The organism is Enterococcus sp. AZ194, assembly GCF_051713825.1.
In the GTDB taxonomy this organism is placed as follows: Bacteria; Bacillota; Bacilli; order Lactobacillales; family Enterococcaceae; genus Enterococcus_K.
On sequence record NZ_JBIOQR010000001.1, the window covers coordinates 2,533,918 to 2,554,558 of the forward strand.

Here is a 20,641-nt window from a genome sequence, read left to right on the forward strand (position 1 = left end):
ATTATTCCCCCAAAACTTTCATTGTATTTTCTAAAGAAAATGAAGTTGTTTCATTTATTTTTTTGCTTACAGTTTCTAAATTTTTCTTACTTGTCGTGTGCGTAATGACGATTACACGAGCCGTTTTTCCATCTGATTTTTGTTGTACGACTTGGTCAAAGCTAACGTCCGCTTGATTCATAATCTCAGCCAGCTTTAAAAATTGTCCGCGCTCATCAGGGACCTCTAAGGAAAGATAATACTTACTGAATATTTCATTATCCTCAGTTAAAAGCGTCTCATGTCGGTAAGAATTAAACATGTGCCCGGTTGTTTTTAAACGAATGTTTTTGGCGATGGTAATCAGATCACTAACCACACTTGTAGCAGTTGGTTTAGCGCCCGCACCTGGACCATAATACATCGATTCGCCCACTCCTGAACTTTCAATAAAGACTGCATTAAATTCATTGCTGACAGAAGCTAATGGATGCTTCACAGGGACTAGCATTGGCGAAACCTCTACATGAATACTGTTTCCGGCTTTTTTGGCCGCACCAATTAGTTTAATTTCATAGCCCAATTGTTTGGCTGTGGCAACATCTTCTAAGGATAAACCGCGAATCCCTTTGACCGCAACCTGTTCCATACCAATATTCATACCAAAAGCAAACTGGCTAAGGATAACCATCTTGTAGGCTGCATCAATGCCGTCCACATCATTTGTTGGATCCGATTCAGCAAACCCTAGCTCTTGTGCTTCTCTTAACGCTTCTTCATAGCTTTTTGAGTGAGAGACCATCTGAGTGAGCATGTAGTTTGTGGTTCCGTTAACGATGCCTAGAACGTTAGTAATATCATCTGCTGCCAAGCTATTGGCAATGGTTCGCAAAATAGGAATGCCACCTGCAACACTTGCTTCATAGTATAAATCGCACTTGTTTTTCTGAGCGAGAGCAACAAGCTCCCCACCGTGTAAAGCGAGAAGATCCTTATTGGCAGTTACGACATGTTTGCCCTTTTCTAAGGCTTGAGAAATATACGTTTTGGCTGGCTCAATGGCTCCCATGAGCTCCACGACAATTGAAATCTCAGGATCATCTAAAATATCTTCAATTGAGGTCGTTAACTGAATATTAAAGGCGTCTCCTAAGGCTTGTTTGGTCTCAATCTCACGAACAAAGGCTTTGTCCACGACAATATCCATCCCAGTTACTTGACGAATTTTTTCTTGATGTGCAATGAGTATTTCTGGTACCCCAGAACCAACAACGCCTAGTCCTAGTAAACCAATCTTCAACTTTTCTTCCATACATCCTCCAAAAATAATATCTACATTAAAATATTATCATTTTTCTTTAATGTTCACCGTCTTAGTATACCGAAAATCAGAAAAAAAAACTAGGGTTTTCCCGATAAAAACCGGAAAAATCCTAGCTACTTTTTAGTGATGTTGAACATGTTCAAAGGTTTGATCTAAGATGTCCAATACATGATGGTCATCTAAGCTATACAGCATTGTTTTTCCTTCTCGACGTGCTTTCACGACACGGTTATCACGCAACAGCTTTAACTGGTGGGAAACGGCCGATTGTTCCATGTCGACTTCTTGACTAATCGACGTCACGTTTTGTTCGCCGGCTTTTAAGAAAAATAAAATTTTCAAACGCGTAGGGTCACTTAAAACTTTATATAACTGACTCACTTTTTCTATTTCTTGTTGCGTTTTTCCTTTCACGGACAGTCCCTCCTTTAGTTGGTCGTTTGTTAGAAAAGCTAAATCTAGTATAGCAGAATTCCTGAATTATTCGAGAAATTCGTTTTACTTTGCTCAAAAATTTTGTTTTGTAGGCGAAAGAAAAACCCTCCGTTTTATAGACAGAGGGTCGTTCTCTACGCGTACTGCATGCCATTTTTTTCTCTAGCCTTCAGTGATTTGGTTGATGCTTGCTTCATAAGCCGCAATCTTTTCATCTGCTTGTGCTTGTGTGCTCCCTTTAACCCCAATATAGAATTTGATTTTTGGTTCAGTTCCAGATGGGCGTACGGCAATCCAAGATTCATCTTCAAGCACATATTTTAAAACGTTTGATGGTGGTGTCGTTAGGGCTTTGGTTGCTCCAGTTGCATCTGTTTTTGTTAATAACTGGAAGTCCTCTGTTTGAACCACTTTAGCGCCTGCGAACTCTTTAGGTGCTTCTTCGCGGAATTTCGTCATCAATGCTGCAATTTTGGCTGAGCCTTCAATCCCACTCATTGTGACAGAAATTGTTTTTTCAGCAAAATAGCCATACTCTTCAAACATCGCTGTTAAAGCATCGTAGAGAGTCTTGTCTTGTTTTTTATAGAAGGCCGCAACCTCGGCTAATAAAACAAGTGCTTGAATCGCATCTTTGTCACGAACAAATGATTTCACAAGATAGCCATAACTTTCCTCAAAACCAAACATGAACGTTTGTGTGTGATCTTCTTCAAATTGTTGAATCTTCTCAGCAATAAATTTGAAACCAGTCAAGACGTTAATCATCTTAGTGTTATATTTATTAGCTACCGCAGTTGGCAATTCACTAGAAACGATTGATTTTAAGACAGCTGCATTTTCAGGAAGTGTTCCTGCTTGTTTGTGGGCCTCAAGGATATATTGAATCATCAACGCACCAATTTGGTTACCTGACAGGACTTGGTAACGACCATCTGGCAAACGAACAGCTGCGCCTAAACGGTCAGCATCTGGATCCGTTGCAATCAGTAAGTCCGCATTTTCTTTTTCACCTAAACGAATCGCATACTCAAAGGCAGAATGTTCTTCTGGGTTAGGTGATTTAACTGTTGTGAAATCAGGATCAGCAATTGCTTGCTCTGGAACTAATTTGAATTGTTCAAACCCAGCTTGTTGTAAGGCTTTTTCACCTAACATTTTTCCTGTTCCATGAAGGGGTGTATAGATTAGTTTTAACGTTTTACCCATTTCTTTTACAAGGGCTGGATTAATGGTGACGGCTTTTACTTCTTTCAAGTAAGCCAAATCAACTTCTTCTCCAATAATCGAGATTAGGCCGCTGTGTTTTGCTTCTTCATCTGATAAAACAGCCACTTCTAAAGGATTCTCAATCCCACGTACATAAGTTGTTAAAGCATCCGCATCTGCTGGGGGCATTTGTCCGCCGTCTTCTCCGTACACCTTGTAGCCATTATAGGCTGCTGGGTTGTGAGACGCAGTAATCATAATTCCTGTAAAAGCATTCAAGTGGCGAACGGCAAATGAAAGTTCTGGTGTTGGGCGTAAGCTTTCAAAAACAAAAGATGGGATGTCATGTTTTGCCAAAGTTTTCGCTGCTTCCATAGCAAATTCTGGTGACATATGACGAGAATCATAAGCAATCGCTACGCCACGTCGTCTAGTATCAGGATCCTGTGCATCCATAAAACGTGCCAATCCTTCTGTCGCCTGACGGATGGTGTAGATATTCATACGATTGATTCCTGGGCCTAAGATTCCACGCATGCCCGCTGTTCCAAATTCAAGTGGTGCGTAGAAAGCATCCTCTAGTTGAACAGGATCTTCTTTTAAAGTATTTAATTGTTGTTTTAGGTTCTCTTCAAGACTTGTTTCGTTTAGCCATTGTTCATAGACTTGTTCCCAAGACATGACACGACACCTCTTTCTAAAATAATGATTTCTTTTTAGAGTATACCATTCATGAATTCTAGATGAAAGTCGTCTACATGAAAAAGACGTCTTTCATCTAGAATAAATGTAAAAAAGACCATTATCGTTGGTAGTAAAGTAACCACCCAAAAGGTCGATGTTAGGTCGGACGTTTTGGTGGTCACTGTACTAGAAATCAACGTATAAATAGTCTTTTTTGATAAATATTGATCCACGATTACCTTTAACTAATCGTTTCAGGTGTTTCTAACTCTTCTAAATATTTGTAAACTTGTTGGCCAGCGATTCCACCATCACCTACTGCTGTTGTAATTTGACGTAAGGTTTTTTCACGAACATCTCCGATAGCGTAAATTCCAGGTATCTTTGAACGCATTTCTTCATCCGTTTCAATCCAACCTGCTTCGTTTGTTAAGCCGATTTTTTTGAAAGGCGCGGTCAAAGGATCTAAACCAACATAGATAAAGATGCCGTTTGCAGGTGTTTCAGAGGTTTCATTCGTTTTGACATTACGAAGCTTCACGCCTGTCATAACCATTTCATCCCCCACAATTTCTTCAACTACAGTATCCCAAATAAAGGAAATTTTTTCATTGGCAAACGCGCGGTCTTGAATAATCTTTTGTGCACGTAACTGATCACGGCGATGCACAATCACCACTTCAGAGGCAAATTGTGTTAGATAGATAGCTTCTTCGACTGCGGAATCTCCGCCACCGACAACAACTAAGCGACGATTACGGAAAAAGGCGCCATCACAAACCGCACAATAAGAAACCCCACGACCGGCAAATTCTTCTTCGCCTTTCACACCTAATTTACGGTGGTCACAGCCAGTCGCAATAATAATTGTTTTCCCTTTGTAGCTGGCATCTTCACAGACAATCTCTTTATAGTCGCCATGGTCGATGACATCTTGAACAATCCCATAGGCGTTTTCTGTCCCAAACTTAGTGACACTCTCATACATTTTATAAGCGAGCTCAGGACCCATAATTGACTCGAATCCAGGGTAGTTTTCAACCTCAGCTGTATTGTTCATTTGACCACCCGGCGCGCCACGTTCAATCATTAAAACGGATAAATTTGAGCGAGATGCGTAAAGAGCAGCCGTCATTCCTGCGGGGCCAGCTCCAATAATAATTACGTCATACATAGTAGGAATACCTCCAATTAAATTTCAAAGTAAATTTACTTTACAAGTGAAACGGCTAAATGTCTACTTTTCTGCTTGTTCGACTTTCTACTTATAAGTGATTCTTTGATTTCAGCAATCATCTATGAAAAAAACGAATAATATAGTCCAGTAAAACTGAGAAGATAGTCTATTGACATTTATTTTCTCTCCTGTAAAATCATCACGATATATCTATTATATAGAAGTGGAGGGTTACATACAATTGAATAAAAGGAAGTTTTTAACGATTTCTGACAGAGAATTATTTTTTTTAAGTTGGCCAATTTTTATTGAAATGTTTTTACGTGTGGTCATCGGAAATATTAATGTCTGGATGATTTCACATTACTCAGAACCAGCTGTTGCGGCAGTCGGTGCGGCCAATCAGCTGTTAAATCTGACGGTCTTCATTTACGGATTTATTACAGTGGGCACGCAAATTATTATTGCCCAGTTGATTGGTGCTAAACAAAAAGAAAAAATCCCAACCGTCATCAATTCAGCATTATTTGGGGCTTTGGTAATCGGGCTATTTATTAGCTTGATGTTTCTTTTTTTTGCAGGTCCCTTACTTCGTTTTATGAATTTAGATCAAGAATTGATTTCTATAGGTGATGGTTATTTACGAATTTTTGGTGGCAGTCTATTTATTTCGGCAATCACTGCAACGATTATTGCGGTGATGAGAAGTCATGGGTTCACCCAGCCGGCTCTTTTAGTCCCAATGTGTGCAAGTATTTTAGCAGTTATTGGCAATTATGTCGCCTTATATAGTCCATTTGGGCTACCACATTTGGGTGTTGACGGATTAGCAGCATCCAGTGTTTTTGGGAATACAATTGGGTTATTGATTGCTTGTTATTTATTGAAAAAGCATATTGGATTTTCAATTCTTTCGGTTCGTATTCGCAACATCTCCATGGAGTTTGTCAAAAAGATTCTCGCTTATGGGCTCCCTTCGTCAGGGGAATCTTTGTCCTATCAAGGAGCACAGGTGGTCGTAACGATGATTGTTGCCTCTCTAGGCTCAAGTGTCCTGGTCGCGAAATCTTATGTAACAGCTATTTCTCAGTTTGTTTATCTGATTGCTTCTTCATTAAGCCAAGGAAATCAAATTATGATTGGGCGAAATGTTGGGGCGGGTGAATTTTCACGCGCTCGTGCACGAGGGATGCGGACGATGAAGATTGGTGTTGTTGCCTCCGTTAGTATCTGTATTGTTACATGGATTTTTATTGAACCGATAATGGGGATATTCACAACCAATGTTGAAGTAATTGCCATCGCTAAGGGCGTTTTCTTTGTTGAGATTTTCTTAGAATGTGCACGCGCCATCAATATGATTTTGGTCGGTGCGTTAAATGCAAGTGGCGATGTGAAATTCCCGCTTATCTGTAGCCTACTTGTTCTTTGGGTTATTAGTCTACCCTTCTCTTATTCATTGGCTATTTTCTTCAAATTCGGACTTATCGGTGTCTGGATTGCTTATGCGATTGACGAAGGTTTACGAAGTATTTTTATGATTATCCGTTGGCGTTCAGGTGTCTGGAAAAACAAAGCGGTCGTCCACAAAGATGATACGAAAGAAACAGCTGCTACGCTGTAGGAAAAATTTTTGATAGTTAGAGGAGCATGGGACATAACTCAAAAAGTTATGCCCATGCTCCTATTTCCCGAATAAACGGTGGGCACAGAAGCAACTCCATCTTCACGTTGTTCCGCTCTCAACAACTTCTACGCATGAGACATGCTAGAGTTGAAGGTCTGCACTACGTAAAAACCACTTCGATCTCATCAATCTCTAAAGGTGGAACACCTTAAGAATTGAAGGACGTTGTTCCGCTCTCAACAACTTCTACGCATGGGACATGCTAGAGTTGAAGGTCTTCACTCCGTAAAACCACTTCGATCTCATCAATCTCTAAAGGTGGAACACCTTAAGAATTGAAGGACGTTGTTCCGCTCTCAACAACTTCTACGCATGGGACATGCTAGAGTTGAAGGTTCGAAAAATAAGCTGAAATTGCTGTTCTACATCTATTTACAAAGTAAATAGATGTAGAACAGTACCTACCTGGTCACAAAAATTTGAAGAGCACCACGTAGGAATCAATCAACATCGAAAGAAAGGCTTTCGTGTTTCTTGTTATTTCCGTGGATTCCCTCTTATTGCTGTAAAACACAACGAAGCATGAGTTGATGTTGCACAGTACCTAATCGGTGCTGTAAAACACAACGAAGCATGAGTTGATGTTGCACAGTACTCGGAGTTAAACATTTCTGTCCCAACCTCTTTTTTTACGATTAAAGGGATTCTTGCTACTAAAAAATAAATAGCTAGTTATTAGGTGTTATTTAGAAATAGAGATAATCAGTCTGGCTTTATAATGAAATGTATCTACAAACCATCGTGTCTATCTTTTTGACAAAAGACTTACATGGTGTTAATGTGCATACACCAACACTTATTTAGGAGGAACTGATGATGTCAGAGAAAACAGGAACTAAGACTACCTATAAAGTGTGCAAGGCTGAAAACAGTGATGTAATCACTCTTCCGCAACAAGTTAGGGAACATTTAGGTATCAAAAGTGGTGGTACTATCTCTTTTTCTATTAAAAATGATAAAGTTGTACTAGAAAAAAATGAAGAGATTCCTATTGATGAAGTAATAAAGAACACGATTAATCAATATCATGAATTAATTGGTGAGTTAGCGAATCACTAAGAAGGAGCATCATGTAGTGATTAGATACTTAACCGTAGAACATGTAATCAAAATAAATGCAATGGTTATCTCGCAATTTACGCCTAAAGAAATCGTTGGATTGAAAGACGCTAATGCATTACAAAGGGTCATAGAACAACCAAAACAAGAAGTATTTGGTGAGGTTCTTTATTCAACTGTTTTTGTTAAGGCAGCGATTCTTTTTATAAATTTGATAAAAAAATACCCTTTTAACAATGCAAATAAAAGAACTGCTTGGGTAGTGTTGATTTCTTTTTTAGATATCAACGGGGATAGGACTTTCTTTCCAACAGATGAAGGGATCAAATTTACTTTAACCGTAACAACTTTTAGCTTTACTTCTGATAATTTTGATTCTCTAAAGGGCTTTGTCGAAGAATATTTTAAAAATTCAGAGTATATTTCAAAAAAATAAGTGCTTGAAAAATTTGCCGAAGCAGATTTCTCAAGCACATTTTTTATTTCTCGTTGGCTAAGTCTTCGCCATTAGAAGCAATCACTTGTTTGTACCAGTCGAAGGATTTTTTCTTTGTCCGTTTAAGTGTGCCGTGGCCTTTGTCATCCATATCAACATAGATGAAGCCATAACGTTTTTTCATTTCACCTGTCCCTGCAGAAACTAAATCGATACAGCCCCATGTTGTGTAGCCGATTAAATCCACGCCATCTAAGGTAATTGCATCATTCATTGCTGCAATATGTTTTTGGAAATAATCAATACGATAATCATCTTGGATACGGCCATCCGCTTCTATCGTATCGACTGCGCCAAAGCCGTTTTCGACAACAAATAAGGGAACATTATAACGATCATAAAGAGAGCTTAATGCAATCCGCAAACCTAAAGGATCGACGCCCCAACCCCATTCAGATTCTTCCAAATAAGGATTTTTTACAGCTGGCATTTGATTGCCACCAACATATTTTACCTTGTCCGGATTCGCCGTAGAAACAGTTGACATGTAGTAACTAAACCCAATGTAATCAACAGTGCCTTGAGCAATCAATTCGTCATCGCCGGTTTCTTTTTGAATGGTCACGCCTTCACGTTCAAATTGTTTCACTTTGTGTGCAGGATAGTACCCGTTCACCTGAACATCAATATAGAATTCTTGTTCACGATTAAACTGTAATGCTTCAAACACATCTTCGGGCCGGCAAGAAAGTGGATAACTTGGAATGTAAGCTACCATCATTCCGATTTGAAAGTCTGGATTAATTTCTTTTCCTAACAAGACTGCTTTGGCACTAGCAACAAACAAATGATGGGCTGCTTGGTATTTTGCTTGTGCATCATTTTTATGAATGCCGATTTGTGTCCAGCTTCTTAAGAAATTGATTTCATTGAAGGTCATCCAATAGTTGACTTTCTTTTTGTAGCGCTTAAAGATGGTTTCGCAAAAGAAAATGAAGTTGTCGATGGTTTGGCGATCTGCCCAGCCATCATATTCATCGGCTAAATACATAGGAATATCAAAGTGATTGATAGTTACGACAGGCTCAATGTTGTGAGCCAATAATTCATCAAACACGCGGTCATAAAAATCTAAGCCTTCTTCATTCACTTCTTTTGTACCTTTTGGACAAATTCGTGCCCATGAAATCGACATCCGGAAACATTTGAAGCCCATCTCAGCAAATAGCGCAATATCTTCTTTATAGTGATGATAAAAATCAGTTGCTACATGACTTGGGTAGTACGTTTTTTCATCGATATACCCAACAGCCCCTTCTGGTAATGCTTGCTCTCTTGTCACGCGCTCGATTACGCCTTCTTTTGTTTTATACGTAATCATTCTGGGTTCTTCGTGACTCCCCCCAGTAATCGCGTCTAGTGTGCTAAGTCCTTTGCCGCCTGATAGGTAACCGCCTTCATATTGGTTAGCCGCAGTTGCGCCACCCCAAAGGAAATTTTTAGGAAAGCTCATTGTTGTCATCCTCTCTTACTAAATTAGATTGATTAAAATTGAAAAAAGGAGGAGAAAGATTAATCCCCCTCCTTTTTTCGAATAAATGAAGCACATAGTACCTATCCGGTTCTCGGAGTTAAATCCTTCTGTACCAACCAGATAGTTTCCTATTAATTAGTTATTTGATAAGTCTTGGCCGTTTGAAGCAATGACCTGTTTATACCAATCAAATGATTTTTTCTTCGAACGTTTAAGAGTTCCGTTCCCATCGTTATCGCGATCAACATAGATAAAGCCGTAACGTTTTTTCATTTCGCCTGTTCCCGCAGAAACTAAGTCGATACAGCCCCATGTTGTGTACCCTAATAGGTCAACGCCATCTTCATCCACAGCATCACGCATCGCTTGAATGTGTTCTGCTAGATAGCTAATTCTGTAATCATCTTCAACATAGCCATTTTCATCAGGAACATCTACTGCACCCAGACCATTTTCAACGATAAATAATGGTTTTTGGTAACGATCGTATAAATCGTTCATCGTAATACGCAAACCTAGAGGGTCAATTTGCCAACCCCATTCGCTTGCTTCTAAATAAGGATTTTTAACAGAAGCAAAGATGTTTCCAGCTGTTTGTTCTAATAATTTTGGATCTGTTGTAGCAACACGTGATGAATAGTAAGAGAATGAAATGAAATCAACGGTATGCTCTTTAAGGAATGCTAAGTCGCCTTCCTCCATAACAACGTTAAGTCCTTTTCTTTCCATTTCTTTTAACGCATAGGCAGGATATTCGCCGCGTGATTGTACATCGATAAAGAAGTAGTTTTCTCGATCTGCTTTACGAGCAGCAAAAACGTCTTCAGGTTTACATGTGTATGCATAGTTTGAACCAGCTGCTAACATACAACCTACTTGGTTTTCTGGATCAATCTCATGTGCGATTTTTGTTGCCATTGCACTAGCCATTAATTCGTGGTGTGCTGCTTGATATTTGATTTGTTCTTTATTGTCGCCTTCTTCAAAATACAAACCAGCCCCCATAAACGGCGCGTGAAGAATCATATTAATTTCATTAAAGGTTAACCAGTATTTTACAAGACCTTTATAACGAGTGAAGATTGCTCGGCAAAGATTTTCATAGAAACCAAGCATTTCACGACTACGCCACGCACCGTATTTTTCAACTAAATGCATTGGGCAATCAAAGTGAGTGATGGTAACTAGTGGCTCAATTCCGTGTTTGTGACATTCTTTAAACAAGTCTTCATAAAATTTTAAGCCTTCTTCATTTGGTTCAGTCTCGTCTCCTAATGGGAAAATACGACTCCATGCAATAGATAAACGGTAAGTTTTAAAGCCCATTTCGCCAAATAAAGCGATGTCTTCTTTATAATGATGGTACATATCAATTGCTTCTTGAGCTGGGTAGAAATGCTCGTCATCAAAGTTAAACATTTTCTTTTCACCAGTAATTACAGCAAAACGATCGGGTCCAACTGGTGCTAAGTCAACATTCGCAAGTCCTCTACCGTCTTCTTTATAGCCGCCTTCGCATTGGTTAGCCGCAGTTGCGCCGCCCCATAAAAAGTCTTTTCTAAATCCCATATTCTGGTCACTCCATCTCTTATTTTATTTACAACTTTATTTTCTATCTTGTAAACACTTTTTACAAGGTCAATTCTTAAAATTACATATTGATTTGCAAAATAGTCGGTTTATCCGCATGTATTTGTAAATTTCATTTACAAATCAGCTGGAATTGATAAATTTATTGTCTTTTTCTAAAAAAGAAGCTTTCTTTTGATTTACAAAAATATTATAATTCGTGTAAATGAGGAGGGATTCCATGCTAATTCAAGAAAAAATGCAACAAACGAGCTTCTCTAGCTCTGAGCAGCAAGTTGTCGATTATTTATTAACACATACAGAAGGCTTGCATGAACAAACCATTAAAGAGATTGCCAATCAAGTCTATACGCATCCATCCACCTTAATCCGGATAGCCAAAAAGATGGGCTACACAGGCTGGAAAGAATTGAAGGAAGCGTATATAGAAGAAATCACTTACTTAACTAGTCACTTTTCGTCTATAGACGCCAATTTCCCTTTTGATCAAAGTGATGGCGTCATGTCGATTGCGTCCAAAATTGGCACCCTTCAAAAAATGACTATTGATGACACCTTGTCTCTGTTGCATCATGATGATTTGCAAAAAGCCAAACAATATCTTTTACGAGCGGAGACTATCAAAGTGTTTGGAGGAAATGCCAATACATTGATCTCTCAAGATTTTGCTTTGAAGATGAGCCGCCTAGGTAAATCAGCTTCAGTGAGCACAACTTTTGGCGAAGGTCTTTATGAGACCTACAATCTACCTGAAAACAGCTGTGCCATTTTGATTAGCTATACCGGTGAAAATAGATATATGTTAGAAATTTTAGCTGTCCTAAAAGAGAGAAAAATTCCCGTGATTGCTCTTACCAGCATTGGGACCAACCAATTGGCTGAAAAAAGTGACTGTGTTCTTCGCATGACTACAAGAGAACGCCTGTATTCTAAAATTGGTAGCTTTACTATCAATAATTCAATCTGCTACTTACTCGATGTTCTTTATAGCTGTGTCTTTGGGGAGCACTACCGCAAAAACTTTGACCATGTTTTCAAAGTTTCTCAAAAGGTCGATAATCGAAGCTCCACCTCAGAAATTATTCGAGAAAAGAATCCTCAAGATGTCTTACATGAGCTAGATTCTTGGATTCCTAATTAAATGAATGTAGTTCAAAGCCTTCAACTTTGTGCATGAATACAGTGAAAGTTGAAGGCTTTAAACAGGTCTGTGTGAGTCTAGCTTTAAGAATTTACACGAGTGCGGTGATTAATTCTTCTCCGCTGCTAATTGTTTTGTTTTGTGATTCTAAAATATCTAGATAGTCCGCAGCATTTGTGACGATAATTGGTGTCTCAATGCTATAACCAGCTTTTTCAATCGCCTCCATATCAAAACGAACAAGAAGCTGTCCTTTTTTGACATGATCATTTTGGTTTACGAATGACTCAAAATATTTCCCATCCAACTGTACCGTATCTAAACCAATGTGAATCAATAGTTCAAGACCCTGGTCAGAAATTAAGCCAATCGCATGTTTTGTTGGGAAAAGAGTCATGACCGTGCCATCAAACGGCGCGACTACTTCGCCTTTTGTTGGATGAATAACGACACCTTTTCCTAAAGCCCCTTGTGCAAACGCCGCATCTTTTGATGTTGATAATGGGGCGATGGTTCCTTGCACAGGTGTTGCTACGATTTCTTTGTTCACACTAATTTTTGAATCAGAGGAAACAGTCATTTCGCTCTCTTCTTTTGCGTCATCCTTCCAGAAGAAAAACGTTAATAAAAAGCCGATAGCAGCTGCGATGATGATCCCAACAAATGATTTCATCATCCCACTTGCATCCCCATCTTTAATGAAGTTTACAACACCGAAGATTCCTAAACCACCCATTACATAAGAGATAACACCATTGGCCATTAAATAAAAACCGCCAGCTGCTGCGCCAATCATTGAGAAAATAAATGGTTTCTTTTTCGGTAAAGTAATTCCGTAAATCGCCGGTTCAGTTACCCCGAAAATCCCTGAGATAATTGCTGGCGGGCAAAGTGCTTTTAACTTTTTATCTTTTAGTTTGAAGTACATCGCAAGGACAACCGCAGTTTGGGCAAAGCTGGCACAGAAAGAACCAACTAAAACTTGGCTTGCACCATCTTGTTGCATTTGCATAATTGCAAGTGGGATAACACTCCAGTGAAGACCGAAGATAACCAATACTTGCCAGAAAAATCCTAAGATGACGCCATAGAGTGCTGGTGAGAAGGCCATTAATGAACGGAATCCTGTACTCAACACTTCTGTCAACATGCTAATGATTGGGCCGATGATTAAAAAGCCGACCGGTAAAGCAATCAAGAAGACGATAAAAGGAACTAAGAACGTTTGTACAACAGAAGGCACGATCTTTTTCGCAATTTTTTGAATTTGAGCAGCAAATGCAATGATGAAGATAACAGGTATAACACTACTTGTATAGCTCGCCCCTACCCATGGAATTCCAAGAAACGTATCATAGGCAGGTAAGCTGAACAAGTTATAAGGTGCAGCAGCGCCTGCTCCAGCCGTTAGTTCATAAGCAGCTTTTAATGCGCCACCTTGAATACTTGGATAACAGAGGGCAGCACCAATCACAAGCCCAACCATCGGATTTAGACGGAATTTTTTAGCGGCTGTATAGCCTAAAATAACAGGCATAAAGAAGAATACAGCGTCGCCGATACCGTTTAACATCGTATAGTTTCCTGAAGTGTTTGTATAAAGTTTTAAGAAAACAAAAAGTGCATTAACCCCTTTAACCATCCCAGCCGCGGCCATCGCGCCAAGGAACGGTTGGAAACAACCACTAAGAATATCAATCAGACGATTAAAGATATTGCCATCTGAAGGTGTTTCTTCAGATTCTCCGGATAGATGTGCTACCTCAATAACATCTGCATAGACATCGGGTACATGGTTTCCAATCACGACTTGGTATTGTCCGCCACTTTTCATGACGGTCACGACACCATCCATATTTTTCAGGATGTCATCGTTTGCTTTACTCTCATCCTTTAGCTTAAAGCGTAAGCGTGTGATACAGTGTGTTAAGCTGTTGATGTTTTCTTCTCCACCGACATTTTTTACAATTTTTTTTGCTAATTCATTGTATTTTCCCATTTTTTCTTCCTCCAATTTGTTTTTGATTGAAGGTTTAGCCAACTGAATGTCACTATCCAAAAGCCACATCATTTCTGATATCGCAAATTATGGGTCTTTTTTGTTCTTCGCCCCTCCTTTGTCCTTAATAGTTATTTTATCGATTCATATCGGCCAAGCGGGCAATGTGAATCGCTAAGTACATCTTTTCATCGCTAGACATGTGATAATCAAATGAATCAATCAGATAGCTTTGAATCTTTTCTACACAGGTCATTGCGGTACCATATTTTTTTTGAACGATTGAGAGAAGCTCTTCTTCGACCTCCCCATCGTGTTGCGTTTGATTCACTACTCTTGATAAAAAGAAGCGCAAATGCGTGGTAAAACGATAAAAATAAACAGATTCTTCATTCAAATCAATTTTATAATAATAGCGAACGATATTTAGAATATCCTGTAAAGTTTTGGTGTAGGCATACATGTCATCCATCTCGGGATTCTCTGTTTGTGCGTTGACAATATGGAGGGCGATAAAACCGGCTTCATCTTCTGACAGATGAACATGGTATTCCTCTAGTATCTTCTCAACCGTTCGTTTGCCAATCTCAAACTCATCAGGGAATAGTCGCTTAATATCCCATAGCAAAACGTTGGGCATTTGAATGTTCTTTTTGGTTCGTTCAATCGCTGTATAGAGGTGATCGGTTAAGGATAAATAAATCGATTCATTTAAGGTTTTGTTCAATTTTTCTTTGGCGTATTCAATGATTTGAACGGCAATCGTAAAATATTCAAGGGGAATATCATGTGCCAGCTCCTGAAACTTTTGAGACATTCCTTGATTAGATAATTTAAAGATTTTATCTATTTTATCTTTTGAGATAAAGTCACCCGGTTTTTTGTTGAAAGCTAGTCCCTTCCCCATAACAACAATCTCCGCTTGCGATTCATCTTTTGTCACGACGACATTGTTATTTAACACTTTTTCAATTATCATCTTTTTTCCCTCCAAGGTGTTTGTACAGTATCTGAAAAAAAGAAAAACCTAATCACTTCATTATAGGTAGAATGCTACCAAGAATGAACTAATTAGGTTTGGCTTGCACGGAGCAATCACCATCCAGTATATTGGGTACATCCCTATAATAAACATGTCTTCATTGGATGTCAACGCTTTCTTAAAAGAAATATGATTAGAGTTAATTTAGTTTTTTATTAGAAAAGAAGGAATCACCTCGAAAACAAATAACAGGCATCCCTTTTGACAGTTTTTTTGGAGTGATCAAAAAAATTGGTAACGGCGATTGTGTGTAGAATTTCTATCAAAAAAACCAGCGAATGAACAGGTGTCCTTTCGCTGGTTTTATACTGAGGTCAAGCGCAGAAGCAGCGGCTTCTGCGCCCGTCGTGTACTCGGATTTTTAAGGTAGGATAGCCTTTTTTGAATCCTCTCCTAACCTTAGATTTCACTATTTTGTAGTTTATACATATCGGCATAAAGGCCATCTTTGACTAATAACTCGTCATGTGAGCCGCGTTCGACGATATGCCCCTTATCTAAGACTAAGATTAGATTCGCATCACGGATTGTTGACAATCGATGAGCAATCGCAATCGTTGTTCGTCCTTGCCGCATGTTGGCTAAGCCCTCTTGAATGAGGCCCTCTGTCTCCGTATCAATGTTAGCTGTTGCCTCATCTAAGACAAGAATTTTGGGGTTCGTCACAATCGTTCTAGCAAATGAAATTAATTGACGTTGACCACTAGAATAACTTGCACCACGTTCAATCACTTTGGCATGATAGTCGTTTGGTAAAGTCTCAATAAACTTATCTGCTTGAACGAATCTAGCGGCCTCTTTAATTTGGTGATCTGTAATTTCAGGATTTAGCATTCGAATGTTACCAGCAATATCGCCATAAAACATAAAGGCATCCTGTAAGACAAGGCCCATTTTTCGGCGAAGCTCCTCAATCGGGAAGTCCCGAATGTCTGTATCATCAATCAAAATTTGCCCTTCATAAAATTCATAAAAGCGCATCAACACATTAATGATGGAGCTTTTTCCACTACCCGTGTGTCCGACTAGTGCGACGGTTTCACCTGGATTTGCCACAAATGAAATATTATTTAAGACATTGTTTTTTCCATCGTAAGAAAAGCTGACATTTTTAAATTCAATCTTCCCTTCTAACACTTCACCTGTTGCGTGTTCATTTTGTTGAGGCGTGTATTCGTCGTTATCCATAATTTTCAGAATCCGACTTCCAGCCACCATTCCATCTGTAAAGACGCTCAGAAAATCCATCATTTGAGACATTGGATTAAAAAAGCCTTGAACATAGGTGGTGAAGGCATAAATTAATCCAACCTCAATCGGTGAATGTAAGGCGTCAAAGCCAAACAAGCTCAAAGACATCGCAATGGCAATCGCATGTAAAAAACTGATAATCGGACTCAATAGTATGGAATCTGTTTTGATCATTGAATAGCGCGTCCCTAAATAATCATCATTTATTGCTTCAAATTCACTCTCTAACCGTTTCTCTTGGCGGAATTGTTGAATAATTTGCATACCCGAAATCGATTCATTTAACTTCGTGTTTAACTGACTCAGCTTCTCCCGCATATTTCGGTAAATTCGTGAACTAAATTTTTGATAGTACCAAATAACAACACCCAAAATAGGTAAGAAAACTAGATTCCACAAGGCAATTTTGGTATTGATTTGGAACATGGCGATAAAGGAAGAAGCAACTGCAAAAATCCCAGTTAAAACCATTAAAAAGACATACCAAAAATCAAATAATGTTTCCGTATCATTGGTGACACGAGAAACGATGGAACCAGCAGGTGTTTGGTCAAAGTAACGCATACCTAACGTGTGGAGCTTCTCGAAAAGCTTGACACGAATATGCTGATACGTTTTTAATGAGGCCATTGAATATAAGAACCATTGGAAGAACCAAATGATACTTTTTAAGATGACGCCAATCAAATATAGTCCTGCAAAGTAAAGAATTACTTGGGTTGTGGCTGTTTGTGTGGATAAGTAATCATCCATAAAGGTTTGAATGATTCTTGGCAACAGCACATTAATTATGGATAAAACAAATGCAAACAAAATAGCAACAAAAAAAGTTGTCCGAAAAGGCTTGGCAAATTGCATCAAGCGTTTAATAATTGTTTTTTGTTCGCGTAAAGGAATTGATTTGGTCCATTCTGACTTATATTCTTCCATCTTAACTCTCACTCCCTTCGATTTTTGCTTCGAGTTGTTGTTTGTCCCACATACGTTTATACCAACCATTTGCTAACAGTAGGTTGTCGTGAGAGCCTCGTTCAACAATTCGTCCTTCTTCTATGACGATAATTTCTTTTGCGTGCATGACACTACTTAAGCGGTGTGCAGAAATAATTGTTGTTTTGTCATTTCTTGCCGCTTTTAAGTTTTTAAGAATTGCTTCTTCTGTTTTTGCATCAACTGCAGACAACGCATCATCTAATATCAACAGTTCTGGGTTGACAATTAGTGCACGAGCAATCGATAGTCGTTGTTTCTGACCGCCTGATAAAGAGACGCCCCGTTCGCCAACCATTGTGTCATACCCTTCAGGAAAAGCTGTAATATCTTCATTAATATAAGCCATATCAGCTGCCTGTTCGACTTCCTCTTGTGTGAAATCAGGACTTGCAAACCGAATATTATCTCTAATTGTCATGGAGAATAGGAAATGATCTTGCGGAACATAGCCGATTGACTTCATAAGTGCATCTAGAGAATAATCCTTATTGTCGTGGCCACCAAATGTAATCTTTCCTTCGTAATTATCATATTCGCGCATAAGTAACTTCAAGATTGTGGTTTTACCAGCGCCTGTTTTACCAACAATGCCTAATGTGTCCCCTTCATTAATCGAAAAATGAATGTCCTTAAGGGTCGCCTGTTCATCTTTTGGATAAGTGAATGCCGTTAGAGCCATTGTAAGTGTGCCTTTTGCTGGCTCTTTTATCGCATCTATTCGTTCCACAATATGTGTTTTCTCATGAAGTAGTTCATTGACCCGATCGTAGCTTGCATTCCCACGTTCTAAAACATTAAACAAACGGCCAATTGCAAACATCGGCCAAACGAGCATACCAATATAACTAATAAAAGAAACCAATTGCCCAATCGTAATTTCACCTTGCATAATGAAATTGCCACCGACGATAATCGTTAAAGCATAAGAGATACCAATGATCAACGTGATAAAGGGATCAAATAAGGCATCCAAATAGTTCACTCGGCGGTTTTTGACAATCGCATCGCTAGCTTTTTCCGCAAAGTCAGCCAAGTCTTCTTTTTCTTGACCAAACGTTTTAATCACTTTCATTCCTGTGATACTTTCTTGTGCTTTGTCGTTAATGGTCGAAAAAGCTTCTTGTGATTCACGAAAGGCATCATGTAGTTTAGAGCCTAAGATTCTTGAAGTAACCGCCAATAGTGGCAATGGAATCAAGGCGATTAAAGTTAGCCGCCAGTCAACGAACAAAACCATTGCAATAATCGTGGCGCCTCCTGTAATTAATGAATCTGCAAAGGTTAAAATACCAGCTCCGGCCACATTTTGAATTGCATTTAAATCATTGGTCGCATGGGCCATTAAATCACCCGTCCGATATTTTTGATAAAAGACGTGATCCATGCGAGTAAAATGTTCAAATAATTGACGACGCAAGTCCTTCTCTAAACGTGCAGCACTTCCCCAAATATTCATTCGCCATATGTAACGAAACGTGTACTGACCGATTGCTGCCAGTATAAGTATCGCAATCCAAAGACCAATCGTCTGGATTGAAATATTTTTATTCGCAATTTCATCAATAATGATACCAATGATTTTGGGTGGTGCTAATTGAACGAGCGCAACTAAGATAAGTGCCGTGACACCATAAAAATAATGTTTCCTTTCTTGTTTAAAAAACCAACCTAACTTTCTAAATATTGACATACTTTCCTCCTTTTCTCGAGTCATTTTGAGAGTAAATCACTCGTTTGTACCTTCAATTATCCCGATTCTCCCTAAAATAAGACACAAAAAAACAGGCCGAAAGAAATTTCAGCCCGTAATTTTTTCAATAATATGATGTGTCGACAAACAAATGAATAGATTACTTGTTTTGGTTCTTCATTTGTTGCATCATCTGACGTACTTTCTTTTCAGAGGGTTTTTGACCCATTGACGCCATCATTGATCGTAACATTTCCTCATTAACGGGAGGATTTTTCTTAAGATAGTCTTGCATATATTTACGCGCGATGAAGAATCCACCAACAGCGCCTACTAATAAAGCGATAACCGCGATAAGTACAACTATTCCTACTGACATATAAATCTCTCCTTTCCTCTCGAATTGCTCTCAAGAAATTATTTTACTAGATAAAGCTAGAAAAGAAAAGGCGTAATTCCAAAATAGTTAAACTTTTTTGGGATTACGCGCTTTATTTATTGGTTTTCAATCTTTTCTAGCACTTTTGGATCAAATTTTTTGGCTTTTAACATCTCAATTTCAAAGCCATAAGGTGCTTTTGCTGTTTTCTTATCTGCCCCAACATAAGGCGTTTCAAGAATTTTAGGTAAAGCCATTAATTTTTCATGGTGAACGACTTGACTCAAAGCATCAAAGCCAATCGTTCCAAAGCCGATGTTGGCATGACGATCCTTGTGAGAGCCTTGAGGATTTTTTGAATCATTGATATGCAAGACTTTCAAACGATCCAAGCCAATAATTTTGTCGAACTCATTTAGTACACCATCAAAATCTTCTCGAATATTGTAGCCCGCATCGTTGGTATGACACGTATCAAAGGTCACTGAAAGTTTTTCATTTAACGTCACCCCATCAATAATCGTAGCTAATTCTTCAAAGGTTCGCCCAAGCTCTGTTCCCTTACCAGCCATTGTTTCTAAAGCGATTTGAGCCGTTTGTTCTTTGGTTAAGACTTCATTGAGACCCTTAATAATTTGTTTTAGTCCTGCATCAACACCCGCACCAACATGGGCTCCTGGATGTAGTGTGATTTGAGTCGCACCTAGAGCTTGCGCGCGCATAATTTCTTCACGCAAAAATTGAGTCGCAAAACCAAAATTTTCAGGTTTTATCGTATTACCTAAATTGATGATATAGGGTGCGTGAACCACGATGTTTGATAAGTGATGCTCGGTCATGAATTGTTGCCCAGCTTCAATATTCATTTCTTCAATTGGTTTTCTGCGTGTGTTTTGTGGTGCCCCTGTATAAATCATAAAGGTCGTTGCTTGGTAGCTCGCGGCCTCCTCTGCTGCACCAAGGAACATTTTTTTACCGCTCATACTAACGTGAGATCCTAATAACATACTTTTTCTCCTTTTCATTTACTCT

The 20,641-nt window shown here is 38.9% G+C and carries 16 protein-coding genes; 4 read left to right on the forward strand and 12 right to left on the reverse strand.

Translation table 11 applies throughout. From position 1 onward, the window contains the following. Nucleotide 1: 1 nt before the first annotated feature. The 4 genes from IGI37_RS11890 to trxB form a co-directional block, all read right to left on the reverse strand. Nucleotides 2-1,291, reverse strand: coding sequence for a homoserine dehydrogenase (locus tag IGI37_RS11890; protein WP_438762178.1), 1,290 nt, complete (start codon nt 1,289-1,291; stop codon nt 2-4). Between the two features lie 132 nt (nt 1,292-1,423). Next, nucleotides 1,424-1,717, reverse strand: a complete 294-nt coding sequence (locus IGI37_RS11895) for an ArsR/SmtB family transcription factor (protein WP_438762180.1) — start codon at nt 1,715-1,717, stop codon at nt 1,424-1,426. Between the two features lie 183 nt (nt 1,718-1,900). After that, nucleotides 1,901-3,628 carry a phospho-sugar mutase gene (locus IGI37_RS11900; RefSeq protein ID WP_438762183.1) on the reverse strand — a complete coding sequence of 576 codons (1,728 nt, stop codon included), beginning with the start codon at nt 3,626-3,628 and terminating at the stop codon, nt 1,901-1,903. Between the two features lie 244 nt (nt 3,629-3,872). After that, nucleotides 3,873-4,805 (reverse strand): thioredoxin-disulfide reductase, encoded by a 933-nt coding sequence (gene trxB, locus IGI37_RS11905; protein ID WP_438762184.1) that lies wholly within the window; start codon nt 4,803-4,805, stop codon nt 3,873-3,875. 244 nt (nt 4,806-5,049) lie between these two features. Here trxB and IGI37_RS11910 point away from each other — a divergent pair, with 244 nt between their 5' ends. The 3 genes from IGI37_RS11910 to IGI37_RS11920 all read left to right on the forward strand — a co-directional run bounded on the left by IGI37_RS11910 (nt 5,050) and on the right by IGI37_RS11920 (nt 7,990). Next, the gene (locus IGI37_RS11910) at nt 5,050-6,432 is read left to right on the forward strand and encodes an MATE family efflux transporter (protein WP_438762186.1); all 1,383 of its coding nucleotides are present in this window, start codon (nt 5,050-5,052) and stop codon (nt 6,430-6,432) included. 879 nt (nt 6,433-7,311) lie between these two features. Next, nucleotides 7,312-7,554, forward strand: a complete 243-nt coding sequence (locus IGI37_RS11915) for an AbrB/MazE/SpoVT family DNA-binding domain-containing protein (RefSeq protein WP_438762188.1) — start codon at nt 7,312-7,314, stop codon at nt 7,552-7,554. Between the two features lie 16 nt (nt 7,555-7,570). Next, nucleotides 7,571-7,990, forward strand: coding sequence for a type II toxin-antitoxin system death-on-curing family toxin (locus tag IGI37_RS11920; protein WP_438762190.1), 420 nt, complete (start codon nt 7,571-7,573; stop codon nt 7,988-7,990). Between the two features lie 43 nt (nt 7,991-8,033). On the opposite strand, the gene IGI37_RS11925 is transcribed toward IGI37_RS11920, so the two are convergent. Both IGI37_RS11925 and IGI37_RS11930 read right to left on the reverse strand, forming a co-directional pair. After that, nucleotides 8,034-9,503: a glycoside hydrolase family 1 protein gene (locus IGI37_RS11925; RefSeq protein ID WP_438762191.1), complete on the reverse strand. Its 1,470-nt coding sequence runs from the start codon at nt 9,501-9,503 to the stop codon at nt 8,034-8,036. A gap of 156 nt (nt 9,504-9,659) precedes the next feature. Then, complete coding sequence (locus tag IGI37_RS11930; RefSeq protein ID WP_438762193.1) at nt 9,660-11,093, reverse strand: 6-phospho-beta-glucosidase; 1,434 nt, start codon at nt 11,091-11,093, stop codon at nt 9,660-9,662. A gap of 241 nt (nt 11,094-11,334) precedes the next feature. On the opposite strand from IGI37_RS11930, the gene IGI37_RS11935 reads away from it, so the two are divergent. Beyond that, nucleotides 11,335-12,255 carry a MurR/RpiR family transcriptional regulator gene (locus tag IGI37_RS11935; protein ID WP_438762194.1) on the forward strand — a complete coding sequence of 307 codons (921 nt, stop codon included), beginning with the start codon at nt 11,335-11,337 and terminating at the stop codon, nt 12,253-12,255. A gap of 91 nt (nt 12,256-12,346) precedes the next feature. On the opposite strand, the gene IGI37_RS11940 is transcribed toward IGI37_RS11935, so the two are convergent. From IGI37_RS11940 to IGI37_RS11965, 6 genes are all read right to left on the reverse strand, one after another. Then, nucleotides 12,347-14,254: a beta-glucoside-specific PTS transporter subunit IIABC gene (locus IGI37_RS11940; protein ID WP_438762196.1), complete on the reverse strand. Its 1,908-nt coding sequence runs from the start codon at nt 14,252-14,254 to the stop codon at nt 12,347-12,349. Nucleotides 14,255-14,390: 136 nt separating this feature from the next. After that, nucleotides 14,391-15,233, reverse strand: a complete 843-nt coding sequence (gene licT, locus IGI37_RS11945) for a BglG family transcription antiterminator LicT (RefSeq protein ID WP_438762198.1) — start codon at nt 15,231-15,233, stop codon at nt 14,391-14,393. A 462-nt stretch (nt 15,234-15,695) separates the two neighbouring features. Beyond that, complete coding sequence (locus tag IGI37_RS11950) at nt 15,696-17,477, reverse strand: ABC transporter ATP-binding protein (RefSeq protein WP_438762199.1); 1,782 nt, start codon at nt 17,475-17,477, stop codon at nt 15,696-15,698. A gap of 1 nt (nt 17,478) precedes the next feature. Beyond that, nucleotides 17,479-19,230: an ABC transporter ATP-binding protein gene (locus IGI37_RS11955; RefSeq protein WP_438762200.1), complete on the reverse strand. Its 1,752-nt coding sequence runs from the start codon at nt 19,228-19,230 to the stop codon at nt 17,479-17,481. Nucleotides 19,231-19,390: 160 nt separating this feature from the next. Then, nucleotides 19,391-19,609 carry a YneF family protein gene (locus IGI37_RS11960; protein ID WP_438762202.1) on the reverse strand — a complete coding sequence of 73 codons (219 nt, stop codon included), beginning with the start codon at nt 19,607-19,609 and terminating at the stop codon, nt 19,391-19,393. 116 nt (nt 19,610-19,725) lie between these two features. Then, entirely contained in the window at nt 19,726-20,616 is an 891-nt protein-coding gene (locus IGI37_RS11965; protein WP_438762203.1) for a deoxyribonuclease IV, read from the reverse strand. Nucleotides 20,617-20,641: the final 25 nt, after the last annotated feature.